The sequence below is a fragment of the Caballeronia sp. GAWG1-1 genome, from assembly GCF_023631465.1.
Classification (GTDB): Bacteria; Pseudomonadota; Gammaproteobacteria; order Burkholderiales; family Burkholderiaceae; genus Caballeronia.
Genome location: NZ_JALQDB010000011.1, coordinates 246,860 through 260,768, shown reverse-complemented (window position 1 = coordinate 260,768; position 13,909 = coordinate 246,860). Strand labels below are relative to the sequence as shown.

The 13,909-nt window shown below is 62.8% G+C and carries 12 protein-coding genes; 3 read left to right on the top strand and 9 right to left on the bottom strand.

The window, feature by feature from the left end; translation table 11 throughout:
• Positions 1 to 36: 36 nt before the first annotated feature.
• From NCT03_RS07665 to NCT03_RS07635, 7 genes are all read right to left on the bottom strand, one after another.
• Positions 37 to 1,761 carry a methyl-accepting chemotaxis protein gene (locus tag NCT03_RS07665; RefSeq protein ID WP_250492388.1) on the bottom strand — a complete coding sequence of 575 codons (1,725 nt, stop codon included), beginning with the start codon at positions 1,759 to 1,761 and terminating at the stop codon, positions 37 to 39.
• A 207-nt stretch (positions 1,762 to 1,968) separates the two neighbouring features.
• Positions 1,969 to 2,916: a ribokinase gene (gene rbsK, locus NCT03_RS07660; protein ID WP_250492387.1), complete on the bottom strand. Its 948-nt coding sequence runs from the start codon at positions 2,914 to 2,916 to the stop codon at positions 1,969 to 1,971.
• Between the two features lie 26 nt (positions 2,917 to 2,942).
• Positions 2,943 to 3,962 (bottom strand): LacI family DNA-binding transcriptional regulator, encoded by a 1,020-nt coding sequence (locus NCT03_RS07655; RefSeq protein WP_244827883.1) that lies wholly within the window; start codon positions 3,960 to 3,962, stop codon positions 2,943 to 2,945.
• Between the two features lie 235 nt (positions 3,963 to 4,197).
• The gene (locus tag NCT03_RS07650; protein WP_244827884.1) at positions 4,198 to 5,196 is read right to left on the bottom strand and encodes an ABC transporter permease; all 999 of its coding nucleotides are present in this window, start codon (positions 5,194 to 5,196) and stop codon (positions 4,198 to 4,200) included.
• Positions 5,197 to 6,786, bottom strand: a complete 1,590-nt coding sequence (locus tag NCT03_RS07645; protein ID WP_250492386.1) for a sugar ABC transporter ATP-binding protein — start codon at positions 6,784 to 6,786, stop codon at positions 5,197 to 5,199.
• A 289-nt stretch (positions 6,787 to 7,075) separates the two neighbouring features.
• Positions 7,076 to 8,038 carry a sugar ABC transporter substrate-binding protein gene (locus NCT03_RS07640; protein WP_244827886.1) on the bottom strand — a complete coding sequence of 321 codons (963 nt, stop codon included), beginning with the start codon at positions 8,036 to 8,038 and terminating at the stop codon, positions 7,076 to 7,078.
• A 285-nt stretch (positions 8,039 to 8,323) separates the two neighbouring features.
• Positions 8,324 to 8,605, bottom strand: a complete 282-nt coding sequence (locus NCT03_RS07635; protein WP_244827887.1) for a hypothetical protein — start codon at positions 8,603 to 8,605, stop codon at positions 8,324 to 8,326.
• Between the two features lie 315 nt (positions 8,606 to 8,920).
• Here NCT03_RS07635 and NCT03_RS07630 point away from each other — a divergent pair, with 315 nt between their 5' ends.
• From NCT03_RS07630 to NCT03_RS07620, 3 genes are all read left to right on the top strand, one after another.
• Positions 8,921 to 9,223 carry a PsiF family protein gene (locus tag NCT03_RS07630; protein WP_244827888.1) on the top strand — a complete coding sequence of 101 codons (303 nt, stop codon included), beginning with the start codon at positions 8,921 to 8,923 and terminating at the stop codon, positions 9,221 to 9,223.
• Positions 9,224 to 9,459: 236 nt separating this feature from the next.
• Positions 9,460 to 9,942: a hypothetical protein gene (locus NCT03_RS07625; protein WP_250492385.1), complete on the top strand. Its 483-nt coding sequence runs from the start codon at positions 9,460 to 9,462 to the stop codon at positions 9,940 to 9,942.
• A gap of 401 nt (positions 9,943 to 10,343) precedes the next feature.
• Positions 10,344 to 10,934, top strand: coding sequence for a BPSL1445 family SYLF domain-containing lipoprotein (locus NCT03_RS07620; RefSeq protein ID WP_244827890.1), 591 nt, complete (start codon positions 10,344 to 10,346; stop codon positions 10,932 to 10,934).
• A 125-nt stretch (positions 10,935 to 11,059) separates the two neighbouring features.
• Here NCT03_RS07620 and NCT03_RS07615 read toward each other — a convergent pair whose 3' ends face one another.
• Positions 11,060 to 12,127 (bottom strand): glycosyltransferase family 4 protein, encoded by a 1,068-nt coding sequence (locus NCT03_RS07615; protein ID WP_244827891.1) that lies wholly within the window; start codon positions 12,125 to 12,127, stop codon positions 11,060 to 11,062.
• Positions 12,128 to 12,436: 309 nt separating this feature from the next.
• Complete coding sequence (otsA, locus tag NCT03_RS07610) at positions 12,437 to 13,852, bottom strand: alpha,alpha-trehalose-phosphate synthase (UDP-forming) (RefSeq protein WP_244827892.1); 1,416 nt, start codon at positions 13,850 to 13,852, stop codon at positions 12,437 to 12,439.
• Between the last annotated feature and the right edge of the window lie 57 nt (positions 13,853 to 13,909).

Below are 13,909 nucleotides of genomic sequence, written 5' to 3'. Positions count from 1 at the left end.
CGCGCGCGACGGCGAAGTTCCGTTACCGCAGCGGGCTCAAAACGTCTCCCAATCCCCGCTTGCAGCCGCCGCTGCAACCGCCGGCGTGGCAGCCGGCTTTGCTGCCTGCGAAGGCTTGACGGGGACGGGGCGCTTGCTTGCCGCCACAGCCGCTGGCTTGCGCGTAACGCGCCTGGCTGCGCTCACCGAAACCGAAGCCAAAGGCGTATCCGCGCTGAAACCCTCATTCACCTGAAACACCGCAACCGCCTGACGCAAACGTCCCGCCTGATCTTCCAGCGATTGCGCCGCTGCCGCCGCTTCCTCGACGAGCGCGGCATTCTGCTGCGTCACTTCGTCCATCTGCGTGACCGCGAGCGACACCTGGTCGATACCACTCGACTGCTCCTCCGACGCCGCCGCGATCTCGCCCATGATGTCGGTCACGCGCTGCACCGCGCCGATGATCTCGTTCATCGTGCGGCCCGCTTCATCGACGAGCGTGGTGCCCGACTGCACGCGCGCCACCGAGGTATCGATCAACTCCTTGATTTCCTTCGCCGCCGCCGACGAACGCTGTGCAAGCGAGCGCACTTCGCCCGCGACCACCGCGAAGCCGCGCCCTTCCTCGCCCGCGCGGGCCGCTTCCACGGCTGCGTTGAGCGCGAGAATGTTGGTCTGGAACGCAATGCCCTCGATGATCGTGATGATGTCCGCGATCTTCGACGAACTGCGGTTGATCTCGCCCATGGTATCGACGACCTGCATGACGACCGTGTTGCCCTTGCCCGCGATCTCCGACGCGTTGGCCGCGAGCGCGCTTGCCTGACGCGCATTGTCGGCGTTCTGACGGACCGTGCCGGTCAGCTCTTCCATGCTCGACGCGGTTTCCTGCAACGCGGATGCTTGTTCCTCGGTACGCGACGACAAATCGGTATTGCCGGCGGCGATCTGCTGTGTGGCCGACGCGATCGATTCGCTGCCCGAGCGCACGGTGCGAACCGTCGTCAGAAGGCTTGCGCGCATCTTGGCGAGTCCTTCGAGCAATTGCCCCATTTCGTCGCGCGAAGTGACCACGACTTCACGGCGCAGGTCGCCCGCGGCAATCGCCTCGAAATGGCCGAGCGCGGCTTCGAGCGGGCGCGCGATGGCGCGTCGGAGCGAAACCCACGCGAACGCCGCCGCGGCCAGCCCGAGCGCGATGGCAGACATCGCGACCGCGCGGAACCACAGAAACTGGCTCTGCGCGTCTTCGTAGCTCTTGTGCGAGGACTCGGACAGAAACTTGCGCAGCGTTTCGTTGGCGTTGGCGTAATCGTTGTAGATCGCCTGCATCGACTTGGCGGAAGCGATGATCGCGTCGTGGTCGTTGGCGGCGACGGCCTTGAGGCCCTTGTCGAGCTCACGCTGCAGTTCGAGACGTTTGGCCTGCGCCGCTTCCGCGAGGCGCGCTTCGCCGGACTCTTGCGGCAGCGCCGTGTATTGCTTCCAGAAGCCATCGGCGCGCTCGCGCATCAGGCGTGAACGCTCGATGGTCGCCGCGACTTCCGCCGTGCCCGCGAGCAGCGCGCCGCGATCGAACACGAGCCGTTCGCGCATGGCGTACATCTCGGTGTTGCCGACGGCGATGGCGCTCGGCATCTGATTCGAGTAGGTATCGAGAAACGCGGTGTTCGAGTGATTCATGCCGCTGAGGCCGAGCGCCCCGATGGCGATCAGCAGCGCGCCGAGAAACGCCATCGAGATGCCGATGCGCGCCTTGATGGTCAAAGCCTTGTTCATGTGTCGTCCCATGCCGCTCGTCAATGCGGTCGTAGCCAGGTGAGGGCCGGCGCGCGCGGAGAGTCGCCGCAACCGATTCGCGTAGCAGCGCTTCTGCGCTCGCTCACTATGTAAACGGCGCGAAAGGGACTGGCTTGAGGATATTTATTTCATCAGACGAAAAGAACGGCGCAAGCTACGCGCCGCTTTTCAGTGAAAACTGAACACTTATGCGGAAATTTCGCTGCGATGCGGAATCGAAGGCTGTGCGCCCTCACGCGTGACCGCAAGCGCGGCGGCGCGCTGGCCGAAACCGATGGCGTCGAGCACCGCCGAGCCGCGCGCGAGTTCCGCGGCAAATCCGCCGATGAAGGTATCGCCTGCCGCGGTGGTATCGACAGCCTGCACTTTCGGCGAAGGCAAGTGCTGGCCGTTGTCGTCGCCGTTACCGTCTGATTCGAGCAGCGCGAAGACGCCCTGCCCACCGAGCGTCACGATCACGTTGCGCGCGCCTTTTTGCCGGAGCGCGTGCGCGGCGCGGCGCGCATCGTCGGGTGTGGAAATGGCAATGCCCGACAGCGTCGCGGCTTCGAGTTCGTTCGGAATCAGATAATCGATGAGGCCGAACCAGTCGGCCGGCAACTCGTTCGCGGCGGGCGCGGGGTTGAGGATGGTCGTGCGCTGCAGGCGCCGGCCGGCGGCAAGCGCCGCGCGCACCGTGTCCGGCGGCGTTTCCAGCTGGCAAACGATTACGTCGGCGCGCGCAAGAAGCGCCTCTTGAGACGCGATGCTCTCGGGCGTCACCTGCGCGTTGCTGCCCGCCACGATCACTATGGCGTTCTGGCTCGCATCGTCGACGATGATGAGCGCGACACCCGTCGGCGCGTCGGTGCTGAGAGCCACCGTGGCGCAGTCGATGCCTTCCGCCTCGAGACTCGTCTTGAGCGTCGCACCGTTGCTGTCGTCGCCGACGCAGCCGATCATTGCGACCTCCGCGCCCAGACGCGCGGCCGCCACTGCCTGATTACCGCCCTTGCCGCCCGGCACTTGCGCGAACGCGTGGCCTGCGAGCGTCTCGCCGGGTTTCGGCAGACGCGGCGCGCGTGCGACCAGATCCATGTTCAGACTGCCGACCACGGTGACGCGGCCTTGCTTGGCTATTGACTTGTCGCTCATTACGCTCCTTGTGTTGCTTCCAACTTCTATCCGGCGCGTCGCGCCTCGTGCACGACCGCCGTCGATTCGCGCCGCACGAGACGCGGCGCCACGACGCGCCGCCGCGTATTGCCCGCGAGCTTGCCGGTGATTCGCTCGATCAGCGTTTGCGCGGCCATTTCGCCGAGCGCGCGCACCGACTGTCCGACGGTAGAGAGCGCGGGATACGTGTACCGCGAGAGTTCGACATCGTCGAAACCGATGATCGAGCAATCCGTCGGCACGTTGATATGGCGTTCCGCGGCCGCCCGCAATGCACCGATGCCCATCATGTCGTTGCACGCGAAAATGGCCGTCGGCTTCATCGAGTCGAACAGTTGCGATGCTGCCGCGTAACCGCCTGTCGCCGAGAAATCGCTCTGCACGATCGCGTTCGGCTCGATCTCGATACCGCGTTCGGCCATCGCGCGAATGAAGCCATGCAGACGCATAGCGCTCACCGCCGTCGCGACCGGCCCGGTAATGCAGCCGATCTCCGAATGCCCGAGTTGCAGCAGATGCCGCGTGGCGAGATACGCGCCCTTCTCGTGGTCGATCTGCACGAGATCGGCCGTGACGCCTTCGATATTCCGGTCAACGATCACGAGCGGTTCGCGCGATCCGGAAAGGCTGTGCGCGAGCACCGAATCCTCACCCGCCGATGCAATGACCAGCCCGTCGATGCGCTTTTCCTGCAGCACGCGCAGGTAGTGGCGCTGCTTCGCGGGATCGTCGTCCGAATTGCAGAAGAATACGCAATAGCCGTTCTTCGCGCAGCCGTCCTCGACGCCGCGCGCGAGTTCCGCGAAATAAGGGTTCGTCGCGTTCGGCACCAAGAGGCCGATGGTCGCGGTGGATTTCGCCTTCAGCGAACGCGCGACGGCCGAGGGCACGTAATCGAGTTCACGAATTGCCCGTTCTACCTTCGCCCTGACATCGGCCGATACCGGCCTCGAATTGTTGACCACATGGGACACCGTCGTAAACGACACCCCGGCAATGGCTGCCACGTCTTTTATCGTCGCCATACATCGTCCTTCGCTATCTTTGTGCTGCTGCTCTCTTATTTGAAATAGGCGTTCGGTGCGCACTGGCCTCGCGTGCGCTTTTTGGTTTCGCTGTTCCCGTCAGCTACGGCGTAATGCTGCCGCTTCCCCGATCGCCCTGGTCTTTGCTGCATGCTGCCTGTCATCCCGGCGCGCCCCGTGCGCGCCGTACTGCCTTACCCTTTGCTCCTTGGTCGAATTCGCCTGGCGCTCCCCGTCAAGCCCGCTTACGCCGGCTGCGATACGTGTCGAGCACGACCGCCACCACGATCACCGCCCCGGTGATGATGCGCTTGGTCGGTTCGTTCGCGCCGATCTGCGCGAGCCCCGCCGCCAGCACGGAAATGATCAAGACCCCGAAGAACGTGCTGATGACCGAGCCGCGCCCGCCCATCAGACTCGTTCCGCCGATCACCACCGCCGCGATCACCTGCAACTCCAGCCCCGCGCCGCCGTTAGGGTCGGCGGCTTCGAGGCGCGAAATCTGAAATAGCGCGGCGAGCCCGGAGAGCGCGCCCATCAACGCGAAAACGATTACCTTGTAAGGACGCGGATTTACGCCCGCAAGCCGCACGGCTTCCTCGTTCGTGCCTATTCCTACGAGATATCGGCCAAAAACCGTCCGAGTCAAGACCAGGTGCGCAATTATCATCACGGCAACCGCGATCACGAACGACGGCGAGATGCCGAAAGCGATCGGATTCGACAGAAAATCGAAGGCGTCGCCGATATACGCGGTCCGCGAATTGGTCATCTGGTAGGCGACGCCGCGCGCCGCTTCCAGCACGCCGAGCGACACGATGAACGACGGAATGCGCCACGCCACCGTCACGAGCCCGGTCAGCGTGCCCGTCAGCGCGGCGGCGGCCATGCCCATCAGCGCGGACGGCAACGCGGGCCAATGCCACTTCAACGCGGCGACGCTCACGACCGATGCGCCGAGCGCCAGGACCGACCCCACCGACAAGTCGATTCCCGCGATGATCAGCACGAAGGTCATGCCGACCGACATCACGACCAGATCCGGAATCTGGTTGGCGATGGTGCTGAACGTCTCGTAGGTGAGGAAGTGCGAACTCAACACCGAAAACAGCGCGATCATCGCGGCGAGCGCGCCGACGAGACCGAGGTAATTCGAAAAGCCCAGCCGCGTGCCGATGCCCTTCGGACTCTTCGGCGCATCGGCTGGCAGATTGGCTTGAGTCTGACCGGTCATTCAGTGCTCCACTTTTTGGTCTTGTTCGGGCGGCTTCGCGTCCGGCGCGAGCGGCTCGTGCAGCATGGCTTCGCGTTTCGCATAGCCCGCGAAGGCTGCGGCAAGCAGCGCATCCTGCGTCCAGTTGGCGCGCTCGAACACGCCCGTCATCCGTCCCGCCGACATCACGCCGATACGGTCGCAAATCAGCATGAGTTCGCGCAGATCGCTCGACACGACCACGAGCGCGCGTCCTTCGCGCGCCAGTGCGCCCATGAGCCCGTAGATATCGAACTTCGCGCCCACGTCGATGCCGCGCGTCGGTTCGTCGAACAGGAGCACGGTGCAGTCGCGGGCGAGCCAGCGGCCGATCACCACTTTCTGCTGATTGCCGCCCGACAGTTCCGAGACGGCCTGCGCCGGCCCGGATGTGCGGATACGCATGGCGTCGATCTGCGTCTGCGCGAGCGCGGCTTCGCGCTTCGTGTCGATCACGCCGTGACGCGACACCGCGTCGAGATTACCCAGTGAAACGTTCGCGGCGATAGGCAAGCCAAGCAGCAGGCCCTCGCCCTTGCGGTCCTCCGTGATGAGCGCGATGCCGTGCTTCACCGCATCCGATGGCGAATTCACGGCAACGGGCCGCAACGCCTGCCCGCCGTGCGCAATCGAGACCGTGCCGGAATCCGCGCGATCCGCGCCGTAAATCAGGCGCATGAGCTCGGTGCGGCCTGCGCCAATCAGCCCGCTCACCCCGAAAATCTCGCCCGCCTTCACTTCGAAGGAGACGTCGCGCACCACGCTGCCGCGCGTCATGCCGGCGACCTTCAGCGCCACGCCGCCGATTCTTCTCTCGCCCAGGTCGATACGCTCGCCGAGTTCGCGTCCGACCATCAGCGTGACGAGCCGATCGCTCGACAGTTCGGCCATTGGTCCGAGATGCACGAGACGCCCGTCGCGCAGCACGGCCGCGCGCTCGGCAACGCGGCGCAATTCCTCGAGCCGGTGCGAGATGTACACGAGCGCGACGCCGCGCGCTTTCAGGCGGTCGATCTGCTCGAACAGCAAATCGACTTCGCGCGCGGTGAGCATGGCGGTCGGTTCATCGAGGATCAGCACGCGGCAATCGCCGATCAGGTTGCGCGCGATCTCCACCATTTGCTGATGCCCGATGCCGAGCGCACCCACGAGCGTGTCCGGGTCGATGGCGTCGAGCCCGACTTGCGCCATTGCGTGGCGCGCATCTTCCGCGAGCTTCTTGCGGTCGATCCAGCCAAAGCCGCCTTTTTTCGGCAGGCGGTTGAGGAACAGGTTTTCCGCAATCGACAAAGTCGAAAGCAGATTCAGCTCCTGCATGACCATGCGCACGCCGAGCGCTTCGGCCTCGGTGCGGCTTTGCGGCGTGTACGGCTTGCCGGCGAGCGTCATCGTGCCGGCCGTGGGGTTCACCAGGCCGCCGATGATCTTCGACAAGGTGCTCTTGCCCGCGCCGTTCTCGCCCGTCAGCGCGAGCGCTTCGCCCGGCACGAGGTCGAGCGTGACGTCCACGAGCACCGGCTCGACATAGGTCTTGCCGACGCCGCTGACTGTCAGCACGCTGGCATCGTTCACGTCGTTCGCTCCTCGAAAGGGGCGCCATGAAATTGGCTACGCATCCTCGCTTTGTGTTCCGCTTGGGGCCCGACGGCTTGGCGCAAAGCGTCGCGCAGGCAAGAGCCTACGTCGACGTTCAAACGCGCTCGTTCGTGCTTTATCGGCATGAAAGCCGCGAAACTTGAATGGACCGAGGCTCGCGCATTCATGCCGAAGTGAAGGTTTGCGCCCGCTCTGTGTTCCGGCGGGCGGAGCTGACTGCTGCATCGCCGCGTGCGACGACAGGCAGCAGCTCGTCATGTCATGCCTACTTCGTGATCAGTTCGACCGGCGTTTCCACGACCGTCGACAGCTCCGACTGTTTCTTCTTGCCGGAAATCGCCTTCAGCGCCACGTCGATCCCGAACACCGCCTGTTTTGCGGCGTATTGATCGGCGGTGGCGAGCACGCGGCCGTCCTTCAACATCGGCTTGATGGCCGTGATGTTGTCGAAGCCGACCACCTGTACCTTGCCCGCCTTGCCCGCCGCGCGCACGGCCGACACCGCGCCGATCGCCATGTTGTCGTTATCGCACAGGAGCGCCTTCACGTTCGGGTTCGCGTTCAGGATCTGCGAGGCGACCGCGTTGCCCTTGTCGATTTCCCAGTCGCCCGACTGCAGCGCGACGACCTTCATGCCGCCGCCTTCCATCGCGTCCTTGAAGCCGGCGCTGCGCGCCTGCGAATTGGTCGTCGTGGTCACGCCTTCGACGATCGCCACTTCATCGCCCTTCTTCAGATGCTTGGCCAGATAGTCGCCGACCTTCTTCGCGCCCTTGCGGTTGTCCGGGCCGACGAACGGCACGTTCAGATTCTTCGACTTCAACACGTCCGGGTCCAGCCGGTTGTCGATATTGACGACGATGATGCCCGCATCCGCCGCCTTCTTGATCACCGGCACGAGCGCCTTCGAATCCGCCGGCGCGATGATGAGCGCGTCGACCTTGGAGACGATCATCTGCTCGACGATGCGAATCTGCGCGGCGGTATCGGTTTCGTCCTTGATGCCGTTGGTGATGAGATCGAACTGGCCGGAGTTGTGTTGCTGATAATCCTTCGCGCCGTTTTCCATGGTCAGGAAGAACTCGTTGGCGAGCGACTTCATGACGAGCGCGACTTTCGGCTTGGCCGGCGTCTGCGCAAAGACGGACGACGATGCGAACGGCAGCGCGGAGCACGCGATCAGCGCGACGGCGGCCGACAGCACGCGGCGGCGGATGTTTCGATTCATGGATCTCCTCCAGTACTTTCGTTTTGAGTTGTCTGGGCGAAACTGATTCTGGTCAATCTCATAGCCTGACGAGCGTCGGCAAACGCGAATGTCCAGTCGCTGCTTTCAACGCTGTTCAACGTTTGCCCGCCGTCGATTCTCGTTGCGAAGCGGCGTCGGGTCAATCGGGCTAACGTGTAGTGGGCGCTTTGAACATGCGCCGAAATGATGGCTCGACCGCATTCGCAAGAAGAAAGCCGCCAGCCGCGGCCGTTGGCGGATGCAATGTGCTTGCGGTCAAGGGTTTCAAAGGTCTTCCACCGACTCGCCTTCGATCTCGTTGTCGATGATCTTGCGCGCGTAGTCGATGCCCGCGCGCACCGCGTCGATCGGGCTTTCGAAAGGTTCCTGATCGGGCACGCCGAACATCGCGGTGCGGCCGCTGTCGCCGTGCGCGCTGCGGGATATCGTCGTGACGATATCGAAATGGCGCGGACCGTCGTCGGGTTCGTCACGCTCCTTCGCGCGCCGCAAAGCCTGCACCTTGATTTCGAAACCCTTGTAGTGATCGGATAGCGGAGTGGACATGCGCGTGCTCCTTGTCGTTGGTGGCGGCCGTGGGTAGGACAGCCGTCTTTTCTGAATGCTGCACTAAAAACTCTCGAGGCGTCCATGAACATGCCGGTCTTACGGCGAGCTGCATACGCGCGCTCTTTCGCCTTGTAGCGAAAGCCGTTTGCAAGGCGTATTCCCTCTCGCCTCCCGATTTCACCCGATGCCACACATCAGTGATATTCGGTTTGCCATAATGCACGGGCACGGGCGGATGGCGCGTGCTTGTCAGGAGCGCATCCGGCATTCGTCGTCCAAAGAACAAACTTCATTCAAATCAGGGAGCGTCACATGATCATTCGAGCCACCGCCCTTGCAGCAGTCATCGCTGTTTCCAGCCTCACGATCAGCGCGAGCCCGGCGTTCGCCGCCAACAGCCAGCAATCGAAGATGACCGACTGCAACAAGCAGGCAGCCGACAAGAAAGGCGATGAGCGCAAGGCGTTCATGAAGAGTTGTCTGTCGTCGTCGGCGCCCGCCGCGGCGCCCATGACCCAGCAAGAGAAGATGACCGCGTGCAATGGTCAGGCATCCGGCAAGAAGGGCGACGACCGCAAGGCGTTCATGAAGAGCTGCCTCAGCAACAAAGGCTGATTGCTGGCATTGCGTAATGCGCCGCGCGGCATCGCGCGGCGCCCATCCTTCGCCACTTGCTGCTTGGGGATATTGCACTTGCCGCTTGGGGATATTGCACTGCACCCAAGCAAATGATTCGCACCGTCGTCTTTTTCTCCTAAGATGGCGCGAAGGCGGCCCCCCAATATTCGAAGAAACACGCCATCGGCCGCCGCTCGTCTAGCGGGGCGTCATGCCTCGCACGGAGGCAATGGATGGCATGGAGACACAAGAACCGCTGGTTCAGGCGGTGGCTCGTCACGATCACCTTCTGGCTCGTGCCGGTGATGATCGTCGCGGTCAATGAAGTACGCGACGAAATGGCCTACAACACGGTCGATCTGCAAAAGTCGCTATCCACGTGGGAACTGACCGATGCCCAACGCGCATCGGGCGCCGCGGCCCGCTGTCATGGCGCGCCCGACGAAGCGCGGGCCGCCGGCTGTCCCGCCGACATCCTCAGCGCCAATGCGGGCAAGCATCAGGAAGCGCTCGACGAATACGATCATCGCAAATCCACGCTCGCGGGTTATCTCTGGCACGCGTTCGTCGGCTACTGGGTCGTTCCTGCTGCATTTTTGTTCGTGCTCGGCATGGTAATCGGCATCATTCGACGACTGCTACGGCGCACGCCAGGCGAGCAAAACGCTTCGGCAGCCGCGCCCGCGCCCAAAGTAAAAACGACGAGTCACCCTTGAAGCCGGTTCGGGAACGGTCGTTGCTACTGGTGACAGCGGCCGCGGCGTAACATCGACGGCCGTGCGGTGAAATAAATGCAAGCCATACGGAAACGGTTCGGGCGAAAACGCGCTGTCAGGTCTTTCCAATCGAGCGGTTTCCGGGTGAGCGTTGCGCTGTATCGCATGACGAAGGTTTTTGTCGTGTAGCTACGCAACAACGATATCAGTGACAGATTGGGAGTAAGCTTGCCAAGTCAAAGTTACCGAAGGGAGCGGCGGCACTGCGCGCGGGTTGGTTCGAAGCAATTTTTCGGGTCATCCGGCGGGGTCTGGTGGTTGCACGGTGCTGTGCTATAACTTGGCGAACCTCACCCTCCCGATCTAATGGGGTTTCCCAAATTCCACGATGGAGAACAACGATGCAAAGACGAAACTTCATGCTCAAGTCGACGGCTGTGCTGGCACTTGGCGGCCTCACGCTGGCGGGTTGTACGACCAATTCCAACACGGGTCAGGAAAAGGCCGCAGGCACTGCTGATGACCGCCGCTCCATCGACGCGGACGTCGACAGCGCAATCCAGCGCCTCTATTCGACCGTCGCCGGTTCGCGCGAACTGGTCGCCAAGTCGCGCGGCATTCTGGTGTTTCCGTCCGTCATTCAGGCTGGCTTCATCGTCGGCGCGCAATATGGCAAGGGTTCACTGCGCGTGGGCGGCGGCACGGTCGGCTACTACAGCACGACCTCCGGCTCATTCGGCCTGCAGGCAGGCGCGCAGTCGAAGTCGCTGATCTTCCTGTTCATGACGCAAGACGCGCTCGACAAATTCCGCAATTCGGACGGCTGGTCTGCCGGTGCGGATGCATCCGTGGCACTCGTGAAGATGGGCGCAAACGGCGCGGTGGATACGAACACGGCCACCAGCCCGGTCGAGGCGTTCGTGCTGACCAACGCCGGCTTGATGGCCGACGTATCGCTGGCAGGCACGAAGGTGACGCGCCTGAAGATGTAAAAGCGTGCTCGCGCGGCCAGGCCGCGCGTTTTGCTGCTTTTGGCGTCGACAAAGCATGACCGCCGTGTGTCGCGACCTGATGGTCGCGGCACACGGCGGTTTTTTTGTGCTTTCGCGTTGCCGACTTAAGTCGTCGCGCGATCGATCAGCTTGAAGCGCGAGCGCTTCTGCGCGCGCACGACGGACTGATACGCATCGATATACTGCCGCGCCATCCGGTGCGCGGTGAAGCGCTCCTCGAAACGCTTGCGCACGCCTTCGCGCGACAGCGTATGCAGCCGATTCACGGCCGCGACCGCGCCGATCTCGTCTTCGACGATGAACCCCGAGACGCCCTCGTCCACCACTTCCGGCACCGCGCCACGATTGAACGCGATGACGGGCGTGCCGCACGCCATCGATTCGATCATCGCCAGACCGAATGGCTCCGGCCAGTCGATCGGAAAAAGCAAGGCATGTGCGCCCGATAAGAACTCGGCCTTCTGACTGTCGTTGATCTCGCCGATATATTCAACGTACGGCAACTTGAAAAGCGGCGCGATCTCACGTTCGAAGTATTCGTGGTCCGCCGCGTCCACCTTGGCGGCGATCTTGATCTTCAAGCCACAACGCCCGGCAATGCGAATGGCCGTATCCACGCGTTTTTCCGGTGAAATGCGCCCGAGAAATGCCAGATATTCCTGCTTGACCGGTTGCGGTTCGTAGAGCTTTTCCGGCAGCGCGTGATAGACCGTCGTCACCCACTTCGCCTGCGGTAGCGGATGACGCTGCGCATCGGAGATGGACACCACCGGCGCGGTGTTGAAAGTATCGAAAACCGGCTGCTGCTCGGGCAGATCGAGCCGGCCATGCATGGTCGTGAGAAACGGCGTGTCCTGGCGCTTGAACAGCGAGAACGAGTAGTAGTCCATGTGGAAATGCAGGACATCGAAGTCCTCCGCGCGGCGGCGCACCATTTCCAGCAGCAGCATGTGCGGCGCGATACGGTCGCGAATGGCCGGATCCAGACGCAACGCGCGCGGCCAGACGGCTTCGAGATTCGCCTTGGTTTGCGAGTCGCCGGTGGCGAAAAGCGTGACTTCGTGACCGAGCTCGACGAGCGCCTCGGTCAGATACGAGACGACGCGCTCCGTTCCGCCATACAACTTGGGCGGCACCGATTCCGTCAACGGGGCAATCTGGGCAATTCTCATCGTTCTCGTCTCCCTGTCGGCCGTGAACTTCGTGCCGGCCGGCGTCAGCGCTGCAGTGCTCGTTCTCGCGTCATGCGAAAAGGTCGCGCCAAGTTCCCTAAACGTTCGGGCAAGTCGCCTGAACGTGTGTCGAGTATGACAGTAGGCCGTAAGGTCTGGATAACGAGGTTTGCCCTAGGCGACGGCGCGCTCGTTTTGCGCGCTGGTTTGGCACGTGATGTCATTATCGATGGCTCATGCGTTAGCACCGCCGCCTATTTCACTTTCATCGCTCTGTTACAGGTCCGAAACAATCGTTTCGGATGGCGGTTACGGGTTCTTTTTCATGGCCGGCGCGGGCTTTTTGCGCGGTTTGCCACGAAGATCGGCAAGGAAATTGTCCCGCCACACGCCCAGATCGTATTTGCGCAGCGAAGTCATGTTGGTTTCGTAGCGCTGGCGGCGTTCCGCGAGCGGCATGGCGAGTGCGCGCGAGATGGCGTCGCTGGTGCCGACGATGTCATGCGGATTCACCATCACCGCGCCCGTCATTTCCGCGGCCGCGCCGGCGAATTGCGACAGCACGAGCACGCCCGGATCGTCGGGATTCTGCGCGGCGATATATTCCTTGGCGACGAGATTCATGCCGTCGCGCAAGGGCGTGACGAGCCCGACTTGCGATTCGCGAAACAGCGACATCAGCTTCCACCGGTCGTAACGCTGATTCAGATACCGGATAGGCGTGTAATCGAGGCCGGAATAGCGCCCGTTGATGCGCCCTGCTTCGTATTCCAGATTCTGGCGGATCTGTTGATACGTCTCCACGTCCGAACGCGTAGGCGGCGCAATCTGCACGAGCGTGACATTGCCGCGCCATTCCGGCGACTTCTCCAGAAAATGCTCAAACGCGCGAAAGCGCTCGACGAGCCCTTTCGAATAATCGAGCCGATCGACGCTCATGATGAGCTTGCGCCCTTCCAGACTCTGCTTGAGGTCCATGACATCCTGACGCGCTTCGCCGCGCTCGGCCTGTTCGGCGATCTCGTCCGGAAACACGCCGATGCGGTAGACGCCCGTCGTGAGCTTGCGACCGAACGCTTCGACATGTCCGTCGGGCGTCGCCGTGCCGTGCGCGTGCCGCACGATGTAATCGTGGAACGCGGTCTGATCGCCCTCGGTCTGAAAGCCCACGACGTCATAGCAGCACAGGGACTTAACGAGCTCCTCGTGAGGCGGAATGTTCAAGAGAATTTGCGGCGACGGAAACGGAATATGCAAAAAGAAGCCGATGCGATTCGTCACGCCCGCGCTGCGCAACGCCTCGGCGAACGGAATCAGGTGATAGTCGTGCACCCAGATCACGTCTTCCGGTTCGAGCAGCTTGATGAGTTTGTGCGCGAGCCACGAATTCACGCGCCGATACCCCGCGTATTCGTCACGATCGTAGACGGCGAGATCGTTGCGATAGTGGAAAACCGGCCACAGCATGGCGTTGGAAAAGCCGCGGTAGTACTGGTCGTAGTCCTTCTTCGGCAGGCCGACGGTGGCGAAGGTCACCGCGCCGTCCTGCTGTAGCGTCGGCCCCTGGTTCGCGACGGTCTCGCTCACCACGTCCCCGCTCCAGCCGAACCACACGCCGCCGCTGTCTTTCAGCGCGCCGAACACGCCGACGGCGAGGCCGCCTGCAGAGCCTTTGGTTTCGGTCGGGGTAGCGACCCGGTTGGATACGACGACGAGACGGCTCATGAGTATTCCTTTTTCGTTTGCTGACTACGATGATTCGGTTGCGGTGCTTCGCTTGAG

Bases quoted from the DNA above. Each gene is read 5' to 3' on its own strand.
- NCT03_RS07665 (WP_250492388.1), bottom strand. From the start codon at position 1,761: ATGAACAAGGCTTTGACCATCAAGGCGCGCATCGGCATCTCGATGGCG.
- rbsK (WP_250492387.1), bottom strand. From the start codon at position 2,916: ATGAGCGACAAGTCAATAGCCAAGCAAGGCCGCGTCACCGTGGTCGGC.
- NCT03_RS07655 (WP_244827883.1), bottom strand. From the start codon at position 3,962: ATGGCGACGATAAAAGACGTGGCAGCCATTGCCGGGGTGTCGTTTACG.
- NCT03_RS07650 (WP_244827884.1), bottom strand. From the start codon at position 5,196: ATGACCGGTCAGACTCAAGCCAATCTGCCAGCCGATGCGCCGAAGAGT.
- NCT03_RS07640 (WP_244827886.1), bottom strand. From the start codon at position 8,038: ATGAATCGAAACATCCGCCGCCGCGTGCTGTCGGCCGCCGTCGCGCTG.
- NCT03_RS07635 (WP_244827887.1), bottom strand. From the start codon at position 8,605: ATGTCCACTCCGCTATCCGATCACTACAAGGGTTTCGAAATCAAGGTG.
- NCT03_RS07630 (WP_244827888.1), top strand. From the start codon at position 8,921: ATGATCATTCGAGCCACCGCCCTTGCAGCAGTCATCGCTGTTTCCAGC.
- NCT03_RS07625 (WP_250492385.1), top strand. From the start codon at position 9,460: ATGGCATGGAGACACAAGAACCGCTGGTTCAGGCGGTGGCTCGTCACG.
- NCT03_RS07620 (WP_244827890.1), top strand. From the start codon at position 10,344: ATGCAAAGACGAAACTTCATGCTCAAGTCGACGGCTGTGCTGGCACTT.
- NCT03_RS07615 (WP_244827891.1), bottom strand. From the start codon at position 12,127: ATGAGAATTGCCCAGATTGCCCCGTTGACGGAATCGGTGCCGCCCAAG.
- otsA (WP_244827892.1), bottom strand. From the start codon at position 13,852: ATGAGCCGTCTCGTCGTCGTATCCAACCGGGTCGCTACCCCGACCGAA.